Origin of the sequence: Pseudovibrio ascidiaceicola (assembly GCF_900114245.1) — a bacterium.
GTDB classification, from domain to species: domain Bacteria; phylum Pseudomonadota; class Alphaproteobacteria; order Rhizobiales; family Stappiaceae; genus Pseudovibrio; species Pseudovibrio ascidiaceicola.
In genome coordinates this window covers 32841-58182 of sequence record NZ_FOSK01000015.1, presented here as the reverse complement: position 1 = coordinate 58182, position 25342 = coordinate 32841, and the positions used below count along the sequence as shown (strand labels likewise).

Annotated in this window: 21 protein-coding genes; 11 read left to right on the top strand and 10 right to left on the bottom strand. The window is 54.3% G+C overall.

The window, feature by feature from the left end; genetic code table 11:
• The first annotated feature begins 64 nt into the window (after nt 1-64).
• The 4 genes from BM231_RS22675 (at nt 65) to BM231_RS22660 (ending at nt 5108) form a co-directional block, all read left to right on the top strand.
• Nucleotides 65-1591, top strand: coding sequence for a sugar ABC transporter ATP-binding protein (locus tag BM231_RS22675; protein ID WP_093523124.1), 1527 nt, complete (start codon nt 65-67; stop codon nt 1589-1591).
• A complete protein-coding gene (locus tag BM231_RS22670; protein WP_063288001.1) occupies nt 1588-2598 on the top strand; it encodes an ABC transporter permease in 1011 nt (336 codons plus the stop codon). Before BM231_RS22675 ends, BM231_RS22670 begins: the two co-directional genes overlap by 4 nt.
• A 113-nt stretch (nt 2599-2711) precedes the next feature.
• Entirely contained in the window at nt 2712-3656 is a 945-nt protein-coding gene (locus BM231_RS22665; protein WP_093523122.1) for an ABC transporter substrate-binding protein, read from the top strand.
• Nucleotides 3657-3836: 180 nt separating this feature from the next.
• Nucleotides 3837-5108, top strand: a complete 1272-nt coding sequence (locus BM231_RS22660; RefSeq protein ID WP_093523120.1) for an amidase family protein — start codon at nt 3837-3839, stop codon at nt 5106-5108.
• 61 nt (nt 5109-5169) lie between these two features.
• Here BM231_RS22660 and BM231_RS22655 read toward each other — a convergent pair whose 3' ends face one another.
• Together BM231_RS22655 and BM231_RS22650 are read right to left on the bottom strand one after the other, a co-directional pair.
• Entirely contained in the window at nt 5170-6654 is a 1485-nt protein-coding gene (locus BM231_RS22655) for a metallophosphoesterase (RefSeq protein ID WP_093523118.1), read from the bottom strand.
• A 174-nt stretch (nt 6655-6828) separates the two neighbouring features.
• Entirely contained in the window at nt 6829-7197 is a 369-nt protein-coding gene (locus tag BM231_RS22650) for a VOC family protein (protein WP_063288009.1), read from the bottom strand.
• 113 nt (nt 7198-7310) lie between these two features.
• Between BM231_RS22650 and BM231_RS22645 the strand changes: the two genes are divergently transcribed.
• The 3 genes from BM231_RS22645 (at nt 7311) to BM231_RS22635 (ending at nt 11008) form a co-directional block, all read left to right on the top strand.
• Nucleotides 7311-8009, top strand: coding sequence for a helix-turn-helix transcriptional regulator (locus BM231_RS22645; RefSeq protein ID WP_093523108.1), 699 nt, complete (start codon nt 7311-7313; stop codon nt 8007-8009).
• A 218-nt stretch (nt 8010-8227) separates the two neighbouring features.
• A complete protein-coding gene (locus BM231_RS22640) occupies nt 8228-9181 on the top strand; it encodes a TAXI family TRAP transporter solute-binding subunit (RefSeq protein WP_063301964.1) in 954 nt (317 codons plus the stop codon).
• Nucleotides 9182-9250: 69 nt separating this feature from the next.
• Nucleotides 9251-11008, top strand: a complete 1758-nt coding sequence (locus BM231_RS22635; RefSeq protein ID WP_093523107.1) for a TRAP transporter permease — start codon at nt 9251-9253, stop codon at nt 11006-11008.
• A gap of 77 nt (nt 11009-11085) precedes the next feature.
• Here the strand turns inward: BM231_RS22635 and BM231_RS22630 are convergent, their stop codons facing one another.
• Genes BM231_RS22630 through BM231_RS22615 form a run of 4 tightly spaced genes read right to left on the bottom strand, consistent with a single transcriptional unit; the run spans nt 11086 to nt 16256 of the window.
• A complete protein-coding gene (locus tag BM231_RS22630; protein ID WP_093523106.1) occupies nt 11086-11907 on the bottom strand; it encodes an inositol monophosphatase family protein in 822 nt (273 codons plus the stop codon).
• Complete coding sequence (locus BM231_RS22625) at nt 11904-12965, bottom strand: ABC transporter ATP-binding protein (RefSeq protein WP_093523105.1); 1062 nt, start codon at nt 12963-12965, stop codon at nt 11904-11906. The genes BM231_RS22630 and BM231_RS22625 overlap by 4 nt, the downstream gene beginning before the upstream one ends.
• Complete coding sequence (locus BM231_RS22620; protein ID WP_181951972.1) at nt 12962-15172, bottom strand: ABC transporter permease; 2211 nt, start codon at nt 15170-15172, stop codon at nt 12962-12964. Before BM231_RS22620 ends, BM231_RS22625 begins: the two co-directional genes overlap by 4 nt.
• A gap of 58 nt (nt 15173-15230) precedes the next feature.
• A complete protein-coding gene (locus tag BM231_RS22615; RefSeq protein ID WP_093523104.1) occupies nt 15231-16256 on the bottom strand; it encodes an ABC transporter substrate-binding protein in 1026 nt (341 codons plus the stop codon).
• A 152-nt stretch (nt 16257-16408) separates the two neighbouring features.
• Between BM231_RS22615 and BM231_RS22610 the strand changes: the two genes are divergently transcribed.
• A complete protein-coding gene (locus BM231_RS22610) occupies nt 16409-17437 on the top strand; it encodes a LacI family DNA-binding transcriptional regulator (protein ID WP_093523098.1) in 1029 nt (342 codons plus the stop codon).
• 7 nt (nt 17438-17444) lie between these two features.
• Here BM231_RS22610 and BM231_RS22605 read toward each other — a convergent pair whose 3' ends face one another.
• Complete coding sequence (locus BM231_RS22605; RefSeq protein ID WP_208860584.1) at nt 17445-18458, bottom strand: NAD-dependent epimerase/dehydratase family protein; 1014 nt, start codon at nt 18456-18458, stop codon at nt 17445-17447.
• Nucleotides 18459-18784: 326 nt separating this feature from the next.
• Here BM231_RS22605 and BM231_RS22600 point away from each other — a divergent pair, with 326 nt between their 5' ends.
• Nucleotides 18785-19384 (top strand): flavoprotein, encoded by a 600-nt coding sequence (locus BM231_RS22600; protein WP_057461513.1) that lies wholly within the window; start codon nt 18785-18787, stop codon nt 19382-19384.
• 75 nt (nt 19385-19459) lie between these two features.
• Here BM231_RS22600 and BM231_RS22595 read toward each other — a convergent pair whose 3' ends face one another.
• From BM231_RS22595 to BM231_RS22585, 3 genes are all read right to left on the bottom strand, one after another.
• A complete protein-coding gene (locus BM231_RS22595; RefSeq protein WP_063310381.1) occupies nt 19460-19990 on the bottom strand; it encodes a DUF2938 domain-containing protein in 531 nt (176 codons plus the stop codon).
• Nucleotides 19991-20132: 142 nt separating this feature from the next.
• Nucleotides 20133-21398 carry a vanadium-dependent haloperoxidase gene (locus tag BM231_RS22590; protein ID WP_093523096.1) on the bottom strand — a complete coding sequence of 422 codons (1266 nt, stop codon included), beginning with the start codon at nt 21396-21398 and terminating at the stop codon, nt 20133-20135.
• 113 nt (nt 21399-21511) lie between these two features.
• On the bottom strand, nt 21512-22963 hold the full coding sequence (locus BM231_RS22585) for an SLC13 family permease (RefSeq protein WP_093523094.1): 1452 nt from the start codon (nt 22961-22963) through the stop codon (nt 21512-21514).
• Between the two features lie 263 nt (nt 22964-23226).
• Here BM231_RS22585 and tsaA point away from each other — a divergent pair, with 263 nt between their 5' ends.
• Nucleotides 23227-23685, top strand: coding sequence for a tRNA (N6-threonylcarbamoyladenosine(37)-N6)-methyltransferase TrmO (gene tsaA, locus BM231_RS22580; RefSeq protein WP_093523092.1), 459 nt, complete (start codon nt 23227-23229; stop codon nt 23683-23685).
• 55 nt (nt 23686-23740) lie between these two features.
• A complete protein-coding gene (locus BM231_RS22575) occupies nt 23741-25303 on the top strand; it encodes an ABC transporter substrate-binding protein (protein ID WP_093523090.1) in 1563 nt (520 codons plus the stop codon).
• The last annotated feature ends 39 nt before the right edge of the window (nt 25304-25342 follow it).

The window sequence follows — 25342 nt, the reverse complement described above, 5'->3', positions numbered from 1 at the left end:
GCACCAGTCGGGATCTGTGCGTTCTCACTGAGGTTTGCAGGCCAGCACTGGGGGGAGAAAATAAATGAATACCATCGTCAGGATGACGGGTATTGAAAAGACGTTTCCGGGTGTGCACGCCCTGAAGAATGTGCAGTTTGACTTGCGTGCCGGCGAAGTTCACGCCCTGATGGGAGAGAACGGAGCAGGCAAATCCACCTTGATGAAAGTGCTTTCCGGTGTTTACACCCGTGACGGCGGTAAGATTGAAATCAACGGTACAGCGGCTGACCCAAAAGGGCCGCGAGAAGCGCAAGACCTCGGAATAGGCATTATTCATCAGGAGCTCAGCCTGATGAATGATCTGACAGCAGCGCAGAACATCTTTATTGGCCGCGAACCGCGCCTGAGATTTGGACGTCTCGATGAGGCTGCGCTCAACCAGAAGACAGCTGAGATCTTCCAGAGTATGGCGCTGGATTTGCAGCCGGACGTTCTGGTCGGCAACCTGACCATCGCCAAGCAGCAGATGGTGGAGATTGCCAAGGCGCTCTCCTATCGCTCGCAGGTGCTGATCATGGATGAGCCGACAGCCGCGCTGAACGACAAGGAAATCGCGGAGCTGTTCACCATCATCCGCCGTCTGAAGGCGGAAGGCGTGGGCATCATCTACATCAGCCACAAGATGGATGAGCTGAAACAGATCTCCGATCGCGTCACCGTCATGCGCGATGGCGAGTATGTGGGCACCGTTCCTGCCGCTGACACTCCGGTCAATGAGATCATCTCCATGATGGTTGGTCGTGAGGTGAAAGAGGAAGCCGTCGACGTGCCTGACCTTTCAGAGGCAGAGGTTGCGCTGGAAGTGAAAGGCCTGAACCGGGGCACTGAGATCCGCGATGTCAGCTTTGCGCTCAAGAAAGGCGAAATCCTCGGCTTTGCAGGGCTCATGGGGGCAGGGCGCACAGAAGTCGCCCGCGCGATCTTTGGCGCTGATCCGATGGACTCAGGCGAAGTCTGGGTGGATGGCAGCAAGTGCAAAATCAACAGCCCCTCGGATGCCGTGCAGGTTGGCATTGGCTATCTGTCAGAGGACCGCAAGCACTTCGGCTTGGCAACGGGTATGGATGTGCGTGCCAACGTGGCTATGGCCAGTATGGATCAGTTCTGCAATCGCCTTGGCGTGCTGAATGAAGCTGGCATGGCAGAGGCTGCCGCCAAGTACATCAAGCAACTGGAAATCAGAACGCCCTCTGATAAGCAGGAGCTTCAGTTCCTGTCTGGCGGCAACCAGCAAAAAGTGGTCATCGCAAAGTGGCTGTTGCGCGATTGCGACATCCTCATTTTTGATGAGCCCACACGCGGCATCGACGTCGGCGCGAAGTCTGAAATCTATAAGCTGTTGAACTCGCTGGCAGAGCAGGGTTGCGCGATCATCGTCATCTCCTCAGAGCTGCCAGAGGTTATGCGCCTCAGCCATCGCATCGCGGTGATGTGTGAAGGCCGCCTGACAGGCATTTTGCCGGGTGGCAGTTCAACATCGCAAGAAGACATTATGCGCCTCGCAACACAACGCGACCCAGCAGCGCAAATTGTGAGTGAAGTACAATGACAGACACCACCTTAACCCCGCAAAAGAACCTTATCGGTCGTTTCGTGAGTTCCGGGGCGCACCAGAAGCTGCTCGCCTTTGCCAGCTTGATTGTGTTGCTCATTGGCTTTGGTCTGGCCTCGCCAAACTTCATGCAAATGTCCAATATGATCGCCATTTTGCAGGCAACATCGGTCAACGGCGTTCTGGCCATTGCAGCAACGCTCATCATCATCACTGGCGGTATTGATCTGTCCATCGGCACCATGATGACCTTTTGCGCCGTGATTGCCGGTGTGGTGCTCACATATTGGGGCCTGCCCCTGCCGCTTGGTGTTGTCGCGGCCATTGGTGCTGGTGCACTCTGTGGTCTGTGTTCCGGCACATTCGTTGCCAAAATGAAGGTGCCACCCTTCATCGCAACGCTTGGCATGATGCTGATTTTGAAGGGCCTGTCCCTCGTCATCTCCGGCACACGTCCAATCTACTTCAACGACACGCCGGGGTTTGATCTCATTTCCCGCGGCTCCGTGATCGGTGCTGTCTTTCCGGGCTTTCAGATCCCCAATGGTGTGTTGATCCTGTTCCTTGTTGCGATTGCAGCTTCCTACGTTCTGGGAAGAACCGTTTTGGGCCGCTACACCTTCGCACTTGGCTCCAACGAGGAATCCGTGCGCCTGTCCGGCGTCAACACGGATGCCTGGAAAATGGGAATTTACGCGCTTGCAGGTGGGATCTGCGGCATCGCGGGAATTCTCATCGCGTCCCGCCTCAATTCCGCTCAGCCAGCGCTTGGTCTTGGGTATGAGCTGGAAGCAATCGCTGCTGTGGTGATTGGCGGAACGTCTCTGGCCGGCGGTCGCGGCACTATCATGGGAACGCTGATCGGGGCACTGATCATGGCCGTTCTGACCAACGGTCTGCGTGTGCTTTCCGTTGCTCAGGAATGGCAGACCGTGGTGACTGGCGCGATCATCATTCTGGCCGTCTATGCGGACATGGCCCGCAAGAAAAAAGCTCATGCATAAGTTTGGTTGGGGCGTCTTTGCCCCAGCATCTTTAGTGGAGCGAATTCTTATCGTTTGATTGAATCCAATCCAACGGAACACGCTCTAAATTATTTCATTGGGAGGAAATAGTTATGTTTACAAGACGTACTCTGATTGGCGCATTGGCCTCTGCAACATTGCTTGCAACCAGCTCGCTTTCATTCGCAGCGGATAAGGTTTACATCCCGCTGATCTCCAAGGGCTTCCAGCACCAGTTCTGGCAAGCCGTGAAGGCAGGTGCCGACAATGCAGCCGCTGAGCTGAACGTGGAAATCACCTTCGAAGGTCCGGACAGCGAAGCCATGGTAGATCGCCAGATCGACATGCTGGCCGCAGCACTGGCCAAGAACCCGGCAGCTATCGGCTTTGCTGCGCTGGACAGTCAGGCCGCTATTCCGCTGCTGCGTCAGGCCCAGTCTGCGGGCATTCCGATCATCGCCTTCGACAGCGGTGTAGAAAGCGAAATTCCGGTGGCTTTGGCCGCAACCGACAACGTGGCAGCAGCCAATCTCGCAGCTGACAAAATGGCAGAGCTGATCGGCAAGAGCGGTAAAGTGGCTGTGGTTGCACACGACCAGACCAGTCGCACCGGCATCGACCGCCGCGATGGCTTCCTCAACCAGATGAAGAACTATCCGGAGATTGAAGTTGTCACCGTTCAGTACGGTGGTGGTGACCAGCTCAAATCCACCGAGCTGACCAAAGCGATCCTGACCGCTAACCCAGACATCAAAGGCATCTTCGGCACCAACGAAGGTTCCGCCATCGGTGTAGCCAACGGTGTTCGTGAAATGGGCAGCAAAGATGTCGTGATCATCGGTTACGATTCTGGCCGCGCCCAGAAAGACGCTGTCCGCAGCGGCCTGATGGCAGGTGCGATCACCCAGAACCCGGTCGGCATCGGTTATGAAACCGTCAAGGCAGCCGTCATGGCCTCACAGGGCAAAGACGTCCCATCCAACATCGACACCGGCTTCTACTACTACGACGCCTCCAACATGGACTCCCCAGAAATCGCAGCAGTCCTCTACGACTAATCCCCGCTGCGTTTCCTTGGTAAACAGAGAAAGGCCTCTCATAACGAGAGGCCTTTTTTCGTGCGTGTAGAACGTGGAGGCGTCTTAAAACCAGCATGTTGCTCTCTTAGTTTCCAGCTTTGACAGGTTGAAAAACTCGGCTTTAGTATGCGTGGTGAGAGTTGATGGAGGGGTGTTGGAATGGTGGTGGATGATGTTGAAGGGCTTTGGGAGAGGCTTGAGGGGGAGGAACTTCGCGGGGTTTTTATTGGGCTGAACCGGGAACTGGTGGAGGAACTGGTTGTGGCCGCGCAAGTGCGTCGGGCTTCTGGTGAGAAGCTGAGCGCGATTGACGGGGAACTGGTTGCGATCAAAGGGAATATTGCGCTGAAGGGGCGGGGGACGACTGCCGGATCGGTGGCGTATTCCACTGAGGTTGAGGATGAGCATGCACTGGTGGTGCAGCGGGTGATTGAGGCGGGCGGCATTCCCATTGGCCCTGCTAACTTGGCTGAGTTTGCCTATACCGGCATCGGCCTCAATCCGCATTACGGCAATGCGCCCAATGGGTTGGATCGCGCACGTGTGCCGGGTGGATCGTCTTCCGGCAGTGCGGCGGCGATTTCTAACGGTGTTTGTGACTTAGCGATTGGCAGTGATACCTCCGGTTCAACGCGTGTGCCTGCTGCTTTTCAGGGCATTTGCGGGTATCGGGCGACCATGGGGCGCTATCCCATGGAGGGCGTTGTGCCGCTTGGGGCGAGCCTTGATGTGCTCGGCCCCATGGCGCGAACTGTTGAGGGCATCTGTGCGCTGGATGCGGTGATGTGCGGCAAGCATTCCTCTCATGATACGACGGCAGAAGAACGCGCGTTTCGCCTTGTTGTGCCGGATCTAGACGGGTTGGGCATCTCCGCTGAGATCATGGAGATGTTTGAGCACAGCATCGATACGCTCTCTGCTGCGGGCATCCAGATTGTGCGAAGAGATCTGCGGCCAATCCTCAAAGCACATTTGCTGTTTGCGGAGCATGGAACGCTGGTGAGCGTGGAAGCGCGGGAGCAGATTGCTCAGTTTGTGGATGTCAGCAAGGATAAGATTGATCCGCAGATCAAAGCCCGTCTGGAGCAAGCCTTGCCCATGACGCCGAAGAAGCTGGCGTATTTGCGGCGGCAGCGGGCGGTGCTTCAGTCTGAGATCGAGGTGCAGTTGAAAGGTGACTTGCTGTTGATGCCGACAGTGCCTGATGTACCGCCTCTTATCTCCGAAGTGGAGGAGAGCGTCGAGGCGTTTCAGGAAGCAAATGCACTGGCCTTGCGGCTGACCATGATCACCGCATTCCTCAACATGCCATCGCTGGCCCTGCCGGTTGATCTGAGCAAACCGTCCCACAGCATTTCCATCTGCGGGGCTGCGGCACAAGATGAGCAGGTGCTGGCGGCAGGACGTGCAGTAGAACGTGTGCTGAGGTAGCGACCAATCCATGCGCCTCCATGATCGAGCACTCTGCTTTCACATGGAGGCGGCGGTTTGGCTACACCGTTGCTGTCTGATCCGCGGAGGTCCAAACCTCAACCGGATGTTCTGACCCATCGGAGACTTCATAGAAGGTTTCCGTGATCTGCCCATCAAGGGTCAGCTTGATGAGGGCGAACCCGTTGCGAACCCGAGGTTCCTTATTTTTCAATGGTGTATGCGAGTAGTAATCTATGTTTGGTTTGCCATCCAGACCGGAGGGAGCTCCATTCGGGATCGCTGCATTTCCAGAGCATCTTACTTTCGCAAACCGTCCATCTGGGCCTTTCGCAGCTGGCAGTTGGTCGCCGTAGACAACACCCAGATGAACATGGCCCCAGTACCAATAGTCTGGCGTGCCGCCCAGGTCTGCAAGAGTTTCATCCCACAGTGGTTCTCTTGTAAGGCCATCAAAGCTGATCGGATTATGATGGGTCAGGAGAATGACATCCTTGCCTTTTCTATCTCCAACGACTTGCCGTAACCAGTCTTTCTGGACGCTCGATTTACTGCCGCCCAAGGTGCCGTCCATGAAGAGTGTTGAGGGGGACGAGTAGTAGGCGCTATCAAGGCCCAACATCATCCAGTCGCCAAACTTTAGCGCAAAGAAACTGGCTTTCTGTTGCTCGTTGAAAGGCGTGTTTGCAGGTGTCAAAGCGATCTTAAAGTAACCGTTCGCTCCATCATACATTTCGTGGTTGGAATTGAGTGTGAAGGATGTTCCGGCCATTTTGCCACCAGCAAAGCGGTCTGCGGGCCACATCTGGAGGAGGTTATCGTTCTCTTCACTGGATTCCGTGCCAGCGTAATAAACATCCCCGAGATGGATAATGTAGTCAGGATTATCAATCGTAGCGCTCTTGCTGATCGCGTCCATCACAGCTTTTGCGGGGCCGCCGTCGCTGGTGTAATCACCAGTCCCCCAATCTCCAAGGATCGCGATACTCACCTCGTTTTGAGAGGTCCCCGCCGCCAGATCTATGATGCCCGCTGGTGCGGTGTTGAAGGGCGCCTTTTTATTTGGGAAGAGACTGTAGTAAATCACATAGACGAGGCAGACGGCCCACCCAACATCGGCCATCTCATATTTACCGAAGCCCAAAATTGAGCCGTCTGACATGACAATACCGCCAAGGTCGATTTGCTGTTTGATGGTGCTGTAATCATCCAGCAGAGGTGCCTTTAGCTGTCCGCCTGTTTCCCACTCCAGAAACTCTTTTACGACTGCAAACACATCCTCGTAATCTTCGGGTGGATTGAAGGTCCAGAAGAGGGACAGGCCGAACTCAATGTTTCCGCCTTCCAGATCGATTTGTGGAGGCGAAGACTTCAAAACACCCTGCTTGCTGAGCTCGCCAAACAACATTCGCTCGCTGGCTTGCAAGGCTTGGTTCAGGCTAGGTCCCGCGACAGCTTTTGGCTTTGTATCAGTCGTTTTCAGATGTTGCAGTTGCTCTCTGATTTGGTTGATCTTGTTTTGCAGATCGGCGTTTGGCGTGTTCATATTGTCCCCCAACTGAAGCTGAAACGTGCAGCGATCTCGCGTCGAAACCGCTGCACATGAGCATCATTCCCGCAGGCATTAGGCGACCTATGTATAAAGGTTGCAATACCTGCATTCTCACAGCTCATGACCGCTTCTGGGGGATGAAGACAGTCTGAGGTGTGGGCTGGGTGCTCAGCTCATTGCCTCTGTGAAGAAGATGAGTTTGTTGTGGTCGAGATCTCTCACATAAGCTGAAATGTAAGGCCCCCGCTGGTTAGGATCACCCTCGTTGGTGCCGCCCAGGTCGATGGCAAGTTTGTGGAGCCTTTTGACCTCTTCGACAGTGTCGACGCCAAAGCCAACCATTGCACCATTTCCATGCGTTGCAGGCTTCCCATCAATGGGCAAGGCAGTCGCAAATGCAAAATTCTCATTTTGCCAATAGGTCAGCCTTTCATTGGCCGCAACTTGCTTCGGTCCGCCTTGCTCGAAGAGTGAGTCATAGAACTTGGCGGATGCTTCTCTGTTGTTTGTTCCGACAGTGAAATAGCCAATTTTCATTGTGTGATCTCCATGTGTTGAACTCGGGTCACCTCGGTTGTATTGACAAATAGGACATTTAATGTCCTATTTTTTCGATGGCGCGCACAAATTCAAATGGCAGATTAAGACGGATGGAATTGCTGGCTGTTCAGCTGAAGCAGGAAGAGCTTTGCACAGTCAAAGATCTGGCGCTTCAGCATGATGTCAGCGAACGCACAATCACTCGGGACCTTCAGCTGATGCGCGAGCAGGGCCTGCCTATTGATGCCGATCGCGGTCGAGGGGGCGGCGTTCGTCTGGACCGCAACTGGGGTGTTGGGCGCATGAATCTGGCGTACCCGGAAGCGGTCGATTTGCTGATCAGCATCGCGGTCTCAGAGCAAATGGACTCGCCTATGTTTCTGGCGAGCCTCGGTTCCGTTCGCCGACAACTGGTGGCTTCGTTTTCACCTGAAAAACGTCATAAGGTAAACCGCCTGAAGTCTCGTATCCTGATTGGGTCCACCGCCTCCACTTATGTGCAGCGGACGATCAATGCGCCTCCCAAAGATGTCGTGCAGGCGCTGCATCAGGCCTTCATCGACCAGGTGACGCTCACAATCGGATATAAGCGAGAGGACGGTGCAAGTTCCGAACGACGGATCGAGCCTCACTACCTCATGTTGAATTATCCTGTTTGGTACGTGATCGCATTTGACCATCTGCGCAATGCGCCGCGCACATTTCGGTGTGATCGAATTCTGACGGCGGAGATGACGGGAGATCATTTCCGGCTGTTACCGAAGGACGAGTTTCAGGAGACTTTAGACAAAAACGGCCTTCTGATATGATTGCGGTACAAACACTCATATGAACGCAGGCAAAACGCGAGTAACGCAGATTTCACGTAAAAAACGCAAAATCGCGCAAGCTGTTCGTTCTGTCATGCATTCATGAGAAAATTTCCGCCTCAGATCAGCGGTAAGCTGATCCCCCTACTTGAAACACCTCACATACTCGATAAAATCTCTCAGCAATTTTAAGTATTTGTCGTTCCAGAGGATGATCCATGAAACTATTACACTCATGCGTGGCTGCTGCAGCTCTTGTTGCGTTTTCGTTTAGCGCGCAGGCGGAAACCCGCGTCACTTATAAATCAGCGAAAACCTCATCCTCCTATTACCAGATGGCAGTACAGATTGCGGAAGCAATGAAGGAAGCCTCAGGTGGAGATATCATTGTAACCGTTGAAGAAAGTCAGGGTTCTGTTCAAAACGTGATGGAATCCGCTGTGCGCCCGGGCAACTACGTTTTCACCACACCGCCAGTGTTGGTGAAGCTCGCCAAAGGCGGCAAGGCGATGTTTGAAAAGCGGGCAAATCCTAAGTTCGGTGAAATCCGTGCACTGTTCCCAATCCCATCTTTGACCATGCACTTTGTTGTTGGTGAAGACAGCGGCATTGAGAGCTTTGCGGACATGAAGGGTAAGAAAATCCTCATCGGCAAAGGCTCCTTTGGTGCGCGCGAAGGTGCTAAGTATCTGAAACTGTTTGGCCTTGAAGGTGAAGTAGAACTGGCGGATGTGGAACTTTCCAACGCTGTGCCTGCGCTGAAGAATGGTCAGATTGATGGTTTCGTGACCGCCGGATCTTACCCAGCGCCAAACGTGATTGAGGCTGCTGCTGGTACCGGTGTAGATGTTCTGTCTCTTTCTGATGATCAGATCGCTCAGACCAAGCGCACCAAACTGGTGATCCCAGCTGGCACTTATGCAGGTCAAGACGCTGATATTACAACGACTTCTCTGCCAGTTGTGGCTTACACGACAACACAGATGGATGATGCAACCGCGTACGCGCTGACCAAAAGCTTCTGGGACCAGAAGGAAAAAATGGGCAAGGGCGCTGCATGGTGGAATGGCGTGAGCAAAGATCTGCTTGGCAACATCAGCGGCAAAATCCATCCGGGCGCACTGAAGTTTTATGATGAAGTTGGCTACACAATTACTGACGCTCAGCGTTAAGCCAACGATTTAACACACTTGCTTGGGCCCGGAGTGATCTTCGGGCCTTTCTCTTCCTAGGTTGTTTCATTGAATAGAATTCATCGTTCCATCTGGCTCGTTCTCGGTGCGGCCACTGTTCTGTTTCATCTTGGGCTGATCTTTTCTGGTCTGGTTCCCAATCTGGTCAGCCGTCCGCTGCACATGGCTCTCGCGCTGCCTTGGGCGCTCATCCTGATGGCGCGTAATCCCCTTGAGAATGTGACGGGTTATGTGCTCACAATCTTTGGCGTTTTCGCTGCTGGCTGGATTGCATGGAACCACTCAGACCTGTCGGATCAATACGGCTATCTTATTGATGATTTTCAGCTTTATCTGGCATTTGGTCTGCTGATCACGGTGCTGGAAATGGCGCGCAGGGCCATCGGTTGGCCGCTGCCGCTGGTGGCTTTGATTGCTCTGGCCTATGGCATGTTTGGGCAATATATCCCCGGTGAGTTCGGCTATGCAGGCGTTCCGCTGGAAAGTTTCCTCGGCACCATGACCATTGCTGAAGGGGGATTATGGGGCAAGCTGACGGGAGTATCTGTTGGTGTCGTCGCGATCTTCGTCATTTTCGGTGCATTTTTGAATGCCGGTGAAGCAGGTGCTGGTTTCATGAATGTGGCTGCCGCTGCCGCAGGTAAACTGAAAGGCGGAACGGCGAAAGTCTCAGTGATTTCATCGGCTTTGTTCGGTTCTATCTCTGGTTCTGCTTCCGCCAACGTAGCCTCTACCGGGGCGATTACGCTGCCCGCCATGACCAAACTGGGCTACCCGCGTGCACTTGCCGCCGCCGTGGAAGCTGTTGCCTCCTCGGGGGGACAAATCATGCCGCCGCTGATGGGAGCGGGCGCTTTTGTCATGGTGGAACTGACCGGCGTTCCCTACACCGGCATCATGGCTGCTGCGATTTTGCCTGCATTTCTGTACTTCTTCGCGGTCTGGATGGGCATCAACGCATTCGCGCGCCGCTATGAGCTGAAAGGATTGGCAACGGAGGATCAACCGGACACGCGTTCAGTTATCATCACATCGCTGTTCTTCCTCGTGCCGTTTACGGTGCTGCTCTGGGCGATGTTTGTGCTGGGTTATACCCCTCAGTTTGCGGCGTGTCTGGCGATTATGGCAGCGGTTGTGCTGTTGCTGATCGACAAGAACTTCAAGGTAGACCTGCGGAAAATCGGCGGGCGCTACGAGCAGGCGCTGATGAACTCCGGCAAACAGGTGGCAATGATCGCGTCGATTATCCTCTGTGCCTCCATCATCATCGGTACGCTTGGGGTGACAGGCCTTGGGGTGAAGATCACCTCACTTATCCTCTCCGGCTCCGGCGGCATGTTGTGGCCAGCTTTGCTGCTGACAGCTCTGGCTTGCATGGTTCTGGGCATGGAAGTGCCAACAACTGCGGCCTATGTGATCTGCGTTTCTGTTGCTGGGCCAGCGCTTATTGATATTGGGCTGGAGCCGCTTCAGGCGCACTTGTTCGTATTCTGGTTCGCACTGCTCTCCACCATTACTCCCCCTGTTTGCGGAGCGGTGTTTATCGCTGCGGGAATGGTCAGTGAGAACTGGTTGAAGGTGGCTTTGTTCGCTATGGCGCTGGGGATTGGCCTCTACCTTATCCCGTTGGGAATGATAGCAAATCCGACGCTGATCACGCTTGTGAGTTCGCCTGTTTGGTCGCTGTTGGCAACAGTAAAGGTGGGGCTTGCGCTCTCCGCTATTTCCTACGGAGTCATCGCACCGTTCTCACCACTTATCCGCGGTGGATTGATCGCGGGTGGCGGTGTTCTGCTCTTCATCTGAGTGCATAAAAAAAACAGGCGCTGCTCTGGGTGAACAGCGCCTGCAAGTATGATCTAACCCGTTGTCTACTCGGGAGACTAGGCAAACTGGGTTAGATTTGTGAGATCCAAAACCTCATCGAACACCTGCGGAGCAGCGCCCAAAACAGGATACGGGGCACTTGGGTTCTCAGCCATCGGAAATGGGAGAATTTTCCCGCCAGCTTCAGTGATAAGGCAGTATGCAGCCATGCAGTCCCAGGCAGACATGCGCGGCTCAACATAGCCAACCAAGCGCCCCGCAGCGACCCATGCCAACATCAATGCACCGGAGCCATAACGAGTGTAGCTCACGCCTGCGGACATCAGGTCTTCGAACATTTTACCGACCTGCGCAGGAGCAACGCGATCATTCGCGCCAACGCCCAGCATGCCGGTCTGCAGGTTAAATCGTTCGGTCACCCGAACAGGGGAACCGTTGAGTGTGGTGCCTTTACCGCGCAGGGCAGCAAAGCGTTCTGTGAGGACCGGAACATCAATGATACCGATGGCAGCACCGTCTTTGTCGGTTACGGCAATGCACACGCACCACCCTGGTAACCCATTGAGAAACGGGGCAGTTCCGTCAATTGGGTCAATGACCCAAGTGTAACCGGTTGTCCCTTCCACAAAGCCAAACTCCTCACCAAGCAACGCATCCTCAGGGAAGTGCTCGGCGATCAGGCTGCGGATTTTTTGCTCTACAGCCTTGTCGGCTTCAGAAACGACATCCTGCGGATGCCGTTTTGTGTCGATGTTCAAATCATCACGATTGGCGAAGTGCTCAAGAGCGAGCGCTGCCGCTTCATCGGCCATCTTTTGGGCCGCGTTGAAGCGTTGCTCTAACTCGGCAGCTTGGTCCAGAACTGTTTCGGTGGTCATTTTTTACCACCAATCAGTGCGAGACCGCGTGCGTCAAAGTCGATGCCAACAGAGGTTCCGTTTTCCAGCAGTTCATCAGTGTGGTTGTCGATGACGAACAGCAAGCCAAGGTCGCTCATCACTTCGTATTGGAAGTGATCTCCAAGATAAGCCGCGCTTTTGATCTTGCCGGCCGGTCCACCATTCACATCTCTACTGAGCTTGATGGAATTGGCACGCGCTGCCAATTTACCCTTACCAATGCTGTGGTTACGGCTGCGCAGGTCAAAGCCTTTGCCGCCCACCAGCACATTTGCGGTGTCCGCATTCACGCTGCTAATGTCACAGTCGAGGATGTTCGCTTCGCCGATAAAGTCCGCGATGAACTCGGAAGCTGGGCTCTCGTAAAGCTCGTAAGGCGTGCCATCCTGCTCGACAAGACCATCACGCATAACAACGATGCGGTCGGAAACAGCAAGCGCTTCTTCCTGATCGTGGGTGACGTAAACCGCTGTGAAATCAAGGCGCTGCTGAATTTCGCGGATTTCAGTACGCACCAAACGGCGCAGGCGGGCGTCGAGGTTTGAGAGCGGCTCGTCAAGCAGCAGAACCTGCGGCTCCAGAACCAACGCACGAGCAACAGCCACACGCTGCTGCTGACCACCGGACAGCTCGGAAGGAAGACGCGGTGCTTTTTCGCGCAGGCCCACAAGGTCGAGACCTTTCAGAGCCAGGTCTTCTGCGTCTTTGAAGCCGCTGGATTCCAAGCCGTATTTCACGTTCTCAAGCACGCTCATGTGCGGGAACAGGGCGTAGGACTGGAACACCATGGACACGTCACGCTCGTTCGGTGGAAGACGAGTTACGTCATCGCCACCAATCATGATGCGTCCAGATGTTGGGGTCTCCAACCCTGCAATCATACGCAGGGTTGTCGTCTTGCCACATCCGGATGGCCCCAGAAGGGTAACCAGCTGGCCCGGTTCGATCGTGAGGTTAAGATCCGGGATTGCAGTAAAGTCGCCGTAGTTTTTGCCGACATTTTCGAAGCGGACCTGACCAAATTTAGAATGTGTCATGCTGCGGCTTCCTTCAGTTTACCCTGAGCAGGAGATTTTTGAGTGTTTTCTGGACGACGGAGTTTTCGCTCACCAACCAGTAGTTGGAAGCCAAGAATGACGGTGATCATCACGAAGATGAGGACGGAGCTGTAGGCAATCGCCACACCGTATTCGCCGTTTTCAACCAAACCGACCACATAGGCCGTCGCCATATTGTACTTCGCGCTCACAAGGAAGATGACCGCAGAGATGGATGTGATTGCCCGCACGAAGCTGTAGACCAGCGCCGCCTGAATGGCTGGACGCAGCAGCGGCAGGATCACTTTCTTCAGTGTCCGCGCGCTGTTTGCACCGAGTGTCAGGGAAGCTTCATCCAGGTTCTTATCCAGCTGAGACATGGCCGCCACACCGCCGCGCACACCCACTGGCATGTTGCGGAACACGAAGCAGAAGATCAGGATCAATGCGGTACCCGTCATCTGCAATGGTGGCAGGTTGAACGCCAGAATGTAGCTGATGCCGATCACGGTGCCCGGAATTGCGAAGCTCATCATCAGGCCGAATTCAAAGGCAGATTTGCCCGGGAAGTCCTGACGAACGATGAGCCATGCGGACAGGATGCCAACTGCAGCAGTCAACGGAGCGGCAGCAAGGGCGATCCACATGGTGGTCCAGAAGCTGTTCCACGCAACACCGGTAAACGCAAAGCCATTCTCAAACGAGATGGAGAACGCGGTGATGTAGTGCGCCAGCGTCACGCTGTGGTCCAGACCCCAGACCTTCACGAAGCCGCCAAACAGGATCAAGCCGTAAACAGCAATGGTGAACAAGCTCCAGAGGGCAACAATGGTACCGACCGGGATTGCGATACGCCGTGGCAGTTTTGCGTAGCGGCCACCATCACCCTTACCGGTAACGGTTGCGAAGTTTCGCTTACCAAGCCACATACGCTGCGCAAAGAAGGCAGAGAGTGTGAAGCCGAGGAGGATGATTGCGAGCACGGCTGCGCGGGATGGATCACTTTGTGCACCAACGACCGCGAAGAAGATTTCGGTCGACAGCACGCCGCCATTACCACCCAGAACCATTGGGTTGCCGAAGTCAGCCATGGACTCGATGAAGCCGATCAGGAAGGCGTTTGCCAGACCCGGTGCCATCAGAGGCAATGATACTTTGCGGAAGGTTCTCCAGCGGCCAGAGCGCATGGTCTGGCTTGCTTCTTCCAGCGATGGGCTAATGCCCTCAACAACGCCAACCAGCACGAGGAAGGAGATTGGTGTGAAGCTGAGCATCTGTGCAATCCAGATCCCCGGCAGGCCGTAGATCCAGCGGCCCAGCTCAAGGCCTGTCGCAGCTTCAATCGCCTCGGTGACAAAGCCTGTACGGCCCAGCATCAAGGTCAGAGAAAGGCCAATCACGAAAGGAGGCGTAATGATTGGAAGGATGCTCAGAGTCCGCAGGCTTTTGCGGAATGGCATCTGCGTGCGGGTTACGATCAGCGCAAACGCAAGGCCCAGGAGGGTGGAACCAGCTGCTGTTGCAATCGCAAGGAACATGGTGCGCCATGCAATGCCGCAACTGCCGCCAACCAGACAGTTCAGTTTCCAGATCTGCGGATCGGTGATGTTCCGCATGACGCCTTCAGTGGTGAAGTTGCCGCGGAAATCCTGAAACGCGCCAGCGAACATGGATAGGATTGGGTAGAATACAAAGGTCGCTACAAGCAGGATCAAAAGCGAGACGGCGGTTAGTACAATCGCGTCGCCTTTGAGAGCGCCCTTTTCAGCCAGGCCAAATGAAATGAATGTGGTGAACGTGAGTGCGAGCAACACGGCACCGGCGCCAAACGCGGGCTGACCATCTACGCGGCCGAATGTTGCTTCCAGCAGGCTCCAGTTCCAGCCTCTTAGGCCAATGGAAAGGCCTTCCAGCACCATCCAGAACAGGCCAAGAGCACCGATAATAGCAATCAGTTTGCCACGATGACCCGGCTCAGACTTCAGGCGCAGATATCCGGCTGCACCCACAAGAGCAAACACGGGGAGCAGTTGCAGCTTTCCAAGGAAGAGCTGGAAAAAGCCCGGCCAATAACGCTCTTTGCTGAGCAGATCCAAGACCCATTCGCCGCCAAAAAAGCCGCTGCGAATGTGGAACCAAGGCAATATAAACAACCCAAGGACGCCGCATATGAGTGCGAGGTCCAGCCGACGATTTTCATTTTTCATTTGGAAAAACCAGGTTTTTTAGGGAAACGGGGCGAGCGTTAACTCGCCCCGATCTCAATCAGTTTGCAGCAGCGCCAACTTCCATGTCCCAGCGTGCCAGCAGGTTTCTGCGGCGGTCACTGCTTCCATATTCTGCGAAATCGTAGTCGATGAGACGTACGTTCTCGAGCTTAGGAGCAGCTTCTGGCTGGGTAGAACCCTTGTTGGATGGAATCTGGTAGGAACCAGTTTCCGCCATCAGGTTCTGTGCTTCTGGGGTTAGCACCCAATCGTAGAACACTTTTGCAGTGTCTGGGTTTGGCGCACCGTCAATGAGAGACATTGAACCGATTTCATAACCGGTGCCTTCACATGGAGCGACAACCTCGATTGGGAAGCCTGCTTCAGCCTGTTTCACTGCATCGTGCATGAACACGATACCGAGACCTGCTTCACCGCGGGCCGCTGCCTTAACAGGAGCGGAACCGGACTTGGTGTACTGCGATACGTTCTTGCCCAGAGCCAACAGGTATTTGAAGGCTTCTTCTTCACCCATCAACTGAACGAGAGTAGCAAGTGCGGTGTATGCGGTGCCTGAAGAGTTTGGATCTGCAATAGAGATTTCGCCCTTCAACGCAGGATTTAGCAGGTCAGACCAGCATTTAGGGCCTTCGATGCCCTTTTCCGCGAGGATCTCTTTGTTGTAGCCCCAGCCTAGTGCGCCAGAGTACACGCCTACAGTGCGGTAGTTGGAAGTTTCAGCCTGAGCAACAGCCCATGGCAGAAGTTCTTCCAGCATTGGCGACTTGTAAGCGACAGAGAGCTGATCGTTTGCTGCCTGCAGATGCGGATCTCCGGTTCCACCCCACCATACGTCCGTCTGCGGGTTGCGAGCTTCTGCACGGATCTTTGCATAAGCTTCGCCTGAAGAAAGGCGGATCATGCTGACGTCAGCACCCGACTTTTCTTCAAACTTTGCTGCGAGTTTTTCGCACAGAGCGTTGTCAGCGGAGCAGATGACATTGAGTTCATCTGCAGACGCCGCGCTTGCACCAGCACCCACAATGAGGGTTGCACCCAACAAAGCTGTCTTAATGGATTTCATGTTTACTCCTCCCAAACACGTTGTGTACACGTGTACATAATATAGTCGGCTAAATTTTTGCAATGTCAACTTTATTCCAAGAAAGACTAATTTATTTTCTGGATATTTCCTGATATGCAGATGCAAACGTGTACAATAATCAGCGAAATTTGATGTCGGAAAAAGTGTCTTCAAGAAAGCAGCAGGTCAGGGCTGAGGACGTCGCGCGCCACGCTGGCGTGTCCCGTGTTTCTGTCTCCAGAACCTTTACTCCGGGGGCCAGTGTTTCCGACGCGACGCGTGCTAAAGTATTGAAATCCGCAGAAATACTAGGGTACCGCGTCAACCGCCTTGCGAGCAGTCTCAACCGCTCTGAAAGTGGTATCGTGGCTCTGGTTGCTGCTGAGATTGATACGCCACACCGCTCTGCGATGATCGCTGAACTCTCTGACAGGTTACAGGCCGCTGGTAAGGTAACAATGCTTATCAACACCAGTGGATATGAGGAGCGTGTGAAGGATGCGTTGCTTCAGGCCATCAGTTTTCGCACAGAAGCGGCGATTATTTTGTCAGGTGCGCCGGACCCTTCTTTAGCCGACACATGTTTTAGCAATGGCATGAAGCTGGTTTTGATCAATCGTGAGGAAGATTTCCCGGGTTCTCTACAGATTGGGCCGGATAACAGGGCAGCAGGCAAGACCGCACTGAAGGCTCTTTTGCGTGCGGGATGCAAGCGAATCGCCCTCGCAAACTCCGCAAATGCCACCTGGAGCATTGTGGAGCGACAGAAGGGTTTCATAGCCGCTGCTGAAGAAGCCGGGGTTGATGTTTTGTGTGAGGTGGATGGTTTCACATCCTATCAGGCAGGTCTTGAACTGGGGACGGCACTGCTTGATCGTGAAGACCGCCCGGATGGCATTTTCTGCACCACAGACTTGATTGCGTGCGGCGTCATTGATGCGGCGCGCCAGAGGTTTGGTCTGCGCACACCGGATGATCTTTCAGTCATTGGTTTTGATAATATTCAGCAGGCCGAGTGGGAAGGATATGACCTGACCACCTTTGCGCAACCGACGGATCTGATCATCGATAAGTGCCTGGAATGGTGCACCACTGAGCAGCCGTCCAGTGAAACGGTGAAGCTGCCTGCCAAGTTTGTGTGGCGCAACAGCGTGCAAAAAGCGCGCGTACCGATGAGATAACTGAGGATCAGGCTTGAGGAACGAGCCTGACCTGCTCATAGGCCTCATAAAAATCGGCAAACATCTCTTGAATGCCTTGTATCGGAACGCCGAGACTGTCGCGCTTGCTGAAGTCAAAGCGCGTTGGCGGTTCCGGATCTCTGCCAAGTGGGGCCGGCAGCGCCTCCAACGGCACGTACTCGGCAATTTCCTGATAAATCCGACGCCAACTCCAACTGCCGCTCACAGCAAAATAGCGTCCGGAGGCCTCTGCCTGGTCCAATGCAGCCAGTGACATCTTTGCAAGATCCTGCGGGGAGGTGAGGGACATGGAACCGGCTGGAACAGTGCTGTGCCAACCCGTTTTGCCGTGCCGCAGTTTTGCAAGAAAGCTGAGGACGTGACCTTTCAAGTGCGAAGGTAGGAGGGGCGCACCGACCATCATGCTTGGCAAGAAGGTACAAAGCTTCATGCCATGTTGCGCGGTAAACTCTTCTGCCGCAGCTTCCATTACAGTCTTTTGTGCCTGCGCGTATTTCTTTTGCTGGATCTGCATCTCGGCATCTGAAATGTCCTTGTCCTCCTGCTTTTCAAAGGAGGGCGTGGCAGGTTCTGCGGAGGCCGTGCTGGAACAGAGCACTGCTGTTTTAACGCCTTGCCGATGCGCTGCTTTCAAGATGTTCAGGCAGGCTTGTTCTGCAGGTTGGATGATCTCTGTCAAGCCGCGCTCGCGATCCAGCTCCGCAGCAGGCGTCCCGTCTACGCCGTGTTTGGTCGTTGGAATGCAAGCGATGAACACAGCCTTCGCTTGTGTCATAGCCGCATCGAACCTTTCAGAGTTGGCTGTATCTGCTGAAAACAGATGCAGCCTTTCTGCCGCGCCGGGCAACCGCATCAAGCCACTGACTTTATCGAGCTGGGAAATGTCGCGCATGGTGCCGTTGACGCGATAGCCGCGCGCGAGGGCTTCTTTGACCATATAAGACCCGGCCAGCCCGCTGGCTCCTGCAACGCAAATGGTTTTGACTTCAGCACCCCTCATCAATCCCTCCAGTTCCAGCAGCCTGATGGCTTATCTGAATGGAACCATGCCAGCAGTACATTCTCATTGCACATCGGAAGTTCTGAGGCGGCCTATCAGCAAATCTGAGCCCTCGCCCTCAGCAAACCTGAGGAGAGCATTTCAAAGAAACAATTGGAATATGAGGCATGATTTGAGGTCATCTGGCGACCAGAAAAAGACACCGCGCGATGAGCTGGCCAAGGTGCACTCACCAACCTCCCCTAGGGTTCCGTAGCTCACCCAAAGGCGCCAATCGCGCGGCACCTCCATCATCTTGAAATGGATTTTACAGAGAGGATTTTTCCATGGTCACCAATGACACTCCTGACAAGGCCCGCATTCTGATTGGGGCGAGCGCATCTCTGGATGCGACGCTGCTGCCCAACTATCTGCGAGAGATCAAGAATTCGATTGATTGCACACTCACCGCCATGTTTACGCCTAATGCTATCAACTTCGTGAACATGGACAGCATCGCGTTGTTTGTGGATCGGGTGATCTGCGGAGATGATCCGAAAGACTGGTCCACGGACAAGCCGGGACGCATCGCAGCCGAGCACGATATTCTCGCCGTGATGCCAGCAACGGCCAACACGTTGTCTGGTGTTGCCAATGGTTCCTCACTCAACCGCCTGACCACGGTCATTCTTGCTGCTGAGTTTCCGGTGCTCTTCTTCCCGGTGATGGGCGGGCCCATGTGGAAGAAGCCCTCTGTAAAGCGCAATGTGGCGCAGATCCGCGAAGATGGTTACGAGGTGTGTGATCCGGTATGGCGTGAGAACTTTGACCCGCACATGGGTAAGATCCACGGTCACCAGTCACTGCCCGATCCTGAGGTGGTGGTGGAGCAGATCAAGAAGCATCTGCCTCAGTATCAGGTTCGCAGAGAGCTTGAGCTAAGCTAACTTCAACGGCTTTCCCGATCGACAAAAAGCCCGCCGCTCAGATGAACGGCGGGCTTTCTCGTGATCCTGAAACAATCAGGATGCGGAGGAAACCGGTGCTTCAATTGGTTTGAAGATCTTGGTCTGAACCCAAAGCGCTACATACATGCCCAGGCCGAATGAGAAGTGCGTCATGAGGCTTTTCAGGCGTGCGAAGTCTGGGTTTGGCCGGTTGGCAGCCATAACGCCTGCCCCAAGAGATGGCTGCATAACGAAGAATGGGAACACGATCATCACAACGCCAAACAAGATCGCAAGGATCAGAGATGGTTTTTGCAACTGGCGATTTCCGAAAATCATGACGAAAGCTGCAACGAAGATGATCCCGACCAGATAATGCACCGTCCAGCCAAGGGCTGCTTCTCCTGCGATAGGTGCAGCGCGGCGGATGCTTTCGTGGGTGAATTGTCCGTCCAGCATGTGCCCCAGCCAGCGACCCACCACTGAGAAATTGCTCTGCGGAATGCCAAAGAGGCTATCTGCTGCGATGGCCCAGATATCCATGAAGAGCGTTGCGCCAATGCCAACAAAGAGAATGCGGAGTGCTAAACCAGTTCGATTTTCCATAGTACCTGTTCCTTTAGACCTGCGGGTGCTTTGCCGGAAGTGGCGCTTGCAAGTGCTCCCTTTTCTGGGGTGATAAAAAAAGCAGGCCGCGAGGGGATTGGAGTGCGGCCTGCAAGTGCAAGCTAAGTCAGGAGGAGCTGACCTAGCGGCTGCCTGCACATTTCTTGATGTCGCTGATTTGCTTCAGAGGCTGCAAAGAGGTCTCTGCAACATAAGAGCCGATCTGGTAGCCCAACATGTCGCCAACAGCGTTGGAGCGGCGGTAGTGAACGCCGCCGAGAACACGGGATTCTGACTCTTCCTCGGCAAACTGCTGGAAACTGACATAGTCTTTGGAAAGACCGCCCTTGCCGTTGAAAGTGAAGGCCATTTTGCCGTCACCAAAGACGGATTCCATGATCTCCTGAGCCGCACTGCCGCTGGTGCAGTGCTGACATGGATATTCAGGATGCATTGGTGCAGGCACCAGAGAACTCCACTCCATATCGGCCTTGAGTGTTGGGTGCTTATAGGTCTTGCCCAAAGCTTCCATTGCGGTTTGCGGACGCCACAAAGCGTATTCATACTTTGCGTTGAAACCAGCAACCAATGCGTCTGTCAGTGCAATGTTGAGAAGCGCGAGCGTGCGAGCTTCTTCCAGCATGGACAGATCACAGGACGCACTGCTTTTGCGGGCGATCTGGTTCCATGCTCCGGAGCCAGAGCCAGCATGAAGCTTGGCGATGAAGACATTGTCCTCGTTAGTCTGTGTTTCCTTGCCGCCCATCTCAACGACTTCGCTCAGACCACGCTGGTATTGCATGCTCTCCAGTGCCGGAGGTGGCGGCACGCGGAAGTGGGTTGCGGAGGACAGGACAAATGGTTTCATCTCGCGAATTTTGGGGGCAACCATCTCGCGCTCGGAGGTTGGCTGATACACACCTGCTTCCGTCGGACCCGGTGTGTAATCTACTGAGAAGTTAGCATTGTCTGATGCGCGTGCTGCCAGAATTTGCTCTGCAACGGCTTGACCCAGGGCAATGCCAGACTGCGGGCTCTTCAGGTTTGCAAGGCGTTCCTTTGCAGCAATTTCCAACTCCGCTTTACGCTCTGGCATCAAGACTGACAGAACGTGCAGGGCGGCCTGATTAACGGCTGCTTGCGCAGATGCATCCGGATTGGTTGAGCCAGTGTACGCGTAAGGGGCGTAGGTACCTTCAACTGCGTTCGCGGCGTCGAACATTGCAGTATGCAAAATTGTCAGGGCGCGCTGGCGTTTGGCACCTGGCCATTTTTCAGCGTTGAAAAGGCCCATGGCGGTGTCTTGCCAGTCAGCAGCCAATTCTGCTTTGGCGGCTCCACCAGTAATCACAAGCGCCAAAGCGCCACTGTAAGCAATTGTCTTCAACCAAGTAAATCGGGTCGTCATACTAAAACCTCGCAATTTGAAAACGGCTATAGCTAGGGATGGAAATTCGCTTTGCACAAATCGAAAGAATGGAAGACGGGCCTCAGCATTTGTGTGGGCCCGTCTGAAGATGCTTAAAGAAATCCGAGCAGGTACCACCACAGCATGTCGATCGGGACAAGCAGGAACAGGCTGATCGCAAACAGGGTCAGACACAGTTTGATCACGGCTTTTGGTGGCAGGTTTCCAACCTGAATGGCGGCGACCAGTGGTGGAGCCTGAAACGGCAGGAACACATTGGAAAACGCCATGACCTGCGTCATCAAAACAGTCTGCAAGGGCAGGCCAGTGGCATCGGCCAAATCCCCGGCAACCGGTGTCATCACAGCTGGCACACCCGGCAGGTTTGTTGCCATGGCAACCAGCGTCGACAGGCCAGTGAGAACCGACAGGTTCCAGATTGGAGTGTCCTGCGAAAAACCAGCTTTGCCGCCAACAGCCTGAACCAAAGCTTCACCCAGTCCGGCAACTGAAATGACTGCACCCAGCCCCATAATGCCCGCGACGAACATCAGGGAGCCATAGCTCAGGTCCTGATTGATGCAGGTTTTGGAGGTCAGCTTGGCATTGGGCCAGAAGCACGCCAGAGCCGCCGCAAGGCCAACCCATGCCGGGCCAATCGGGTGTAGGCTATCCGTCAGCCAGAAGATGAGGCACAACGCCAGAATGATCATCAGGCGTCGTTCAGGAGCGCTGACGGGTGTGACTGCCTCAGTGGTCTCATGCGCGTCCTGAGGAAGCTTGTCCGGGAATAGGACCAGCGTCAGTCCGATAAGGATGAGTGACTTCAGGATGCCCAGAACCGGGAAGTTCAAACGCAAGTAATCCCAATAGGAAATGCTGAGGTCATAGAGGCTCTCGCTCATCCCGGCGAGGATCATGTTGGGGGCATTGGCAGGCAGAATGGTGAAGGCTGGAGCAAAGGTCGCAAAGGCCGCTGCACAAAGCATGCCCGTGCGCCCGTTGGAGCCGGGTTTGAAGCCGATCTGCGCAGCAAGGGCGGAGATCACCGGCAGCAAAATCATGATACGGCCAATGGATGAGGGCACCACAAACGCCAGCGCCACACTGAAGGCGACGATGCTGGAGACCAGCCCCGCATAGCTGTTGAGTGGCAAACGCATCAGCAGTACCGCAGCTCGTTTATCCAGTTTGGTGTGCTTGATGGAGGCGCCAAGCACGAGGCCTGCGAACAGCAGCCAGAAGGTTGAGGTCTGGAAGCCGGAGAACACCACATCCGGTGGGGCAATCCCTATTACGATGGCAACGAAGAAGAAGGCGAGCGCGGTCCAGTATTCCGGCACCACACCCGTTGCCCATAGGCCGAGACAACCAACGGATAAGACCGCAGCAACGGCCATGCCAGCAGGCAGATAAGCGGAGGCCAGAAGACCCGCGATGGTGGCGGCAACTGCAACACCAAGAAACTGCCAGGTCTGTTTGGTGTTAAACGAGGACTTTATTTTTTCGGGCGTGGGACTGAGGCCGGAGGCCGGGGCTGTTTCGTGCTGGGTGTGATCTGTCATAGCGACCTGTGATTCTGATTTTGAAATATGAGGTGCCAGAACTATGTTTTTTGCGCTTGCTAATAATCCAATCGATTTATCAGAGGCATAGCCTCAGCATTTTCGAACATGCTAATCAGAGAGACCTCAGAAAAACTGAGGTACCCCATTCGATAAATCGAATTTACTCGGATATCGTCTCCAAGTATCGATCTGTTGTTGAGGTAGGCTTTGGCTTTGGAGACGTTAAGTGTTTAATTTTGCAACCTATTACGGCTTCACAAATGAATAATCAGCAGGAAACCACGGTGTCTTCAGGCATCATCATGAACCCGATTGGCTTTGTGCGCTCAGGCTTCTCAGAAACGCGCGAATGCCCGAAGTCCAGTCGTCGCAACCCTGCCCAGAGCCAACTGGAAATTGCCTCTCCTTATGCGGATGCGCTTTTGAACATCACGATGGCCTCTCATCTTTGGGTGATGTACTGGCTGCACCACTCTGACGGAACCGCGCTTGTTCGGCGCGCCCGTGGAGAGGAAGCAGCGCGTGGTGTTTTTGCCAGCCGTTCACCCAACCGCCCGAACCCGATTGGTTTGAGCTCGGTTGAATTAATCAGACGGGACGGCAACGTTTTGACAGTGAGTGGATTGGATTGCATTGATGGCACGCCAATTCTGGATATCAAACCCTATGTCCCTATAGAAGACCACCAGCCAACTGCGCAAATTGCGTGGCAGCCATGATCCGGAACCTGAGGATGCGCATGTTGCCGTGCGTCCCGCTCAGAAAGTCTGAGACATGCACATCTTTCATCAACCCCTTGTGCGCGTTGCAATCGCAGCTGTCGCAGCTTTGCTGCTGACAATTGCTGCGGGGATTGCTGGTCCCAAAAACCAGCTTGTTATAACCGATGCCCGCGGAGACCGCGGGATGTTGGCGCCTTATGTTCATGGCAGAAACGGCATTGGATACCTCTACACCACATACGTTTTTGATAGTCTGTTGAGCCAGTCGAAAGACGGTGAGCTCGTTCCTGCGCTGGCCCGGCGCTGGACTGTGTCTAAAGACGGTTTGACCTGTGATGTCTACCTAGATCTGCGGGCGTCCTGGCATGATGGGCAGCAGGTTACTGCGGCGGATGCAGCTTTCACCTTCAGCTATATGAAGGAGCATCCTTACGTCTTCGTCTCAGTCGATAATGTGAGAGAAGCGGAGGTTGTCTCCCCTGATCACCTCAAGCTCTCTCTCAAAAAGCCTGATGCCGGGTTGCTGAACGGGCTTCTGCTTTCCATGCCCGTATTACCTAAACACGTCTATCAGGATGTTGCTGAACCACAGCGTTTTGCGGCACCCGAAGCTGTCATTGGCAGTGGGCCTTACCGCCTTGTGGAATACAGCAAGGCACAAGGACGCTATTTGCTGGAAGGGAATGCGGACTATTTTCTGGGTAAGCCGAAGTTCAAGCACATTGCGATTGTGAAAATGGCGACAGATGCGGCGTTGCGGGCGGCTCAAGCCGGAGACATCGACGTGATCTCCTATCTTCCTCCTGACCGATTGGAACAGGCCGAAGAGATTGGTCTGAATGTGGCCAAGGCGTTTAGCCATCACTCCGTTCGTCTTGGTTTCAATCATTCCGGGCGCTTCAAGGATAAATCGCTGCGCCACGCGATTGCTTATGCGATTGACCGACCAGCTATCATCAAAACAGTTTTTCAGGAAACTGCTGATGTTGCCGACACTGGTTTCTTTCAAGAGGAGTCTGTCTGGCACTCAAAGGAGCAACATCCGGCCTACGCTTTTGATCTTCAACGGGCTTCGGATCTCTTGATCTCCAACGGTTGGACCCGCGAAGAAGACGGAGTTTGGTACCGTGATGGAGAACAGGTTGCTTTACGCCTTCTTGCCAGCAGGCGCGAAAGCAAGACGGCGAAAGTTATCGCGGAGCAACTGGAGACATTTGGTATCGAGCTGGACGTTCGCATTTTAGAACGTGCGGCGCTTCAGGACAGCCTGACAGAGGGCAACTATGATCTTGCGCTTTATGCTTCCGGTACGCTTGGTGACCCAAATGGAATTATGCGTCGGGTTTTTGGAAGCAAATGGGCCAGTGACGATTATAGCGGCGAGGAGTTGAGATCGCTTGCGATTGCGCAGTCCGTTGCCACCACCTTGAAGGAGCGGCAGGAGATTTTGGGTGAGTTCCAAAATGTATATTCAGAAGAGTTGCCTGCCTATGCCATCGCAAATCCATACATGGTGACAGCCTATAACGACAAACTCTCATCCCTCAAGTTTATGCCGGGTGGTGTGGCGATAGGCGTGCCCTCAGCATTGCATAAATCCTATCTGGTTGATTGATCAGCTGGACACCCATTGCCAGCCGCCTCCGGGTGGCTG

Excerpts from the sequence above, each read along its gene's own strand:
- BM231_RS22650 (WP_063288009.1), bottom strand. The coding sequence starts at position 7,197 with ATGAAAATTGGCTATTTCACTGTCGGAACAAACAACAGAGAAGCATCC.
- BM231_RS22630 (WP_093523106.1), bottom strand. The coding sequence starts at position 11,907 with ATGACCACCGAAACAGTTCTGGACCAAGCTGCCGAGTTAGAGCAACGC.
- BM231_RS22625 (WP_093523105.1), bottom strand. The coding sequence starts at position 12,965 with ATGACACATTCTAAATTTGGTCAGGTCCGCTTCGAAAATGTCGGCAAA.
- BM231_RS22660 (WP_093523120.1), top strand. The coding sequence starts at position 3,837 with ATGGTGGTGGATGATGTTGAAGGGCTTTGGGAGAGGCTTGAGGGGGAG.
- BM231_RS22640 (WP_063301964.1), top strand. The coding sequence starts at position 8,228 with ATGAAACTATTACACTCATGCGTGGCTGCTGCAGCTCTTGTTGCGTTT.
- tsaA (WP_093523092.1), top strand. The coding sequence starts at position 23,227 with ATGAATAATCAGCAGGAAACCACGGTGTCTTCAGGCATCATCATGAAC.
- BM231_RS22615 (WP_093523104.1), bottom strand. The coding sequence starts at position 16,256 with ATGAAATCCATTAAGACAGCTTTGTTGGGTGCAACCCTCATTGTGGGT.
- BM231_RS22600 (WP_057461513.1), top strand. The coding sequence starts at position 18,785 with ATGGTCACCAATGACACTCCTGACAAGGCCCGCATTCTGATTGGGGCG.
- BM231_RS22590 (WP_093523096.1), bottom strand. The coding sequence starts at position 21,398 with ATGACGACCCGATTTACTTGGTTGAAGACAATTGCTTACAGTGGCGCT.
- BM231_RS22645 (WP_093523108.1), top strand. The coding sequence starts at position 7,311 with ATGGAATTGCTGGCTGTTCAGCTGAAGCAGGAAGAGCTTTGCACAGTC.
- BM231_RS22655 (WP_093523118.1), bottom strand. The coding sequence starts at position 6,654 with ATGAACACGCCAAACGCCGATCTGCAAAACAAGATCAACCAAATCAGA.
- BM231_RS22605 (WP_208860584.1), bottom strand. The coding sequence starts at position 18,458 with ATGAGGGGTGCTGAAGTCAAAACCATTTGCGTTGCAGGAGCCAGCGGG.
- BM231_RS22575 (WP_093523090.1), top strand. The coding sequence starts at position 23,741 with ATGCACATCTTTCATCAACCCCTTGTGCGCGTTGCAATCGCAGCTGTC.
- BM231_RS22620 (WP_181951972.1), bottom strand. The coding sequence starts at position 15,172 with ATGAAAAATGAAAATCGTCGGCTGGACCTCGCACTCATATGCGGCGTC.
- BM231_RS22585 (WP_093523094.1), bottom strand. The coding sequence starts at position 22,963 with ATGACAGATCACACCCAGCACGAAACAGCCCCGGCCTCCGGCCTCAGT.
- BM231_RS22670 (WP_063288001.1), top strand. The coding sequence starts at position 1,588 with ATGACAGACACCACCTTAACCCCGCAAAAGAACCTTATCGGTCGTTTC.
- BM231_RS22665 (WP_093523122.1), top strand. The coding sequence starts at position 2,712 with ATGTTTACAAGACGTACTCTGATTGGCGCATTGGCCTCTGCAACATTG.
- BM231_RS22675 (WP_093523124.1), top strand. The coding sequence starts at position 65 with ATGAATACCATCGTCAGGATGACGGGTATTGAAAAGACGTTTCCGGGT.
- BM231_RS22595 (WP_063310381.1), bottom strand. The coding sequence starts at position 19,990 with ATGGAAAATCGAACTGGTTTAGCACTCCGCATTCTCTTTGTTGGCATT.
- BM231_RS22610 (WP_093523098.1), top strand. The coding sequence starts at position 16,409 with ATGTCGGAAAAAGTGTCTTCAAGAAAGCAGCAGGTCAGGGCTGAGGAC.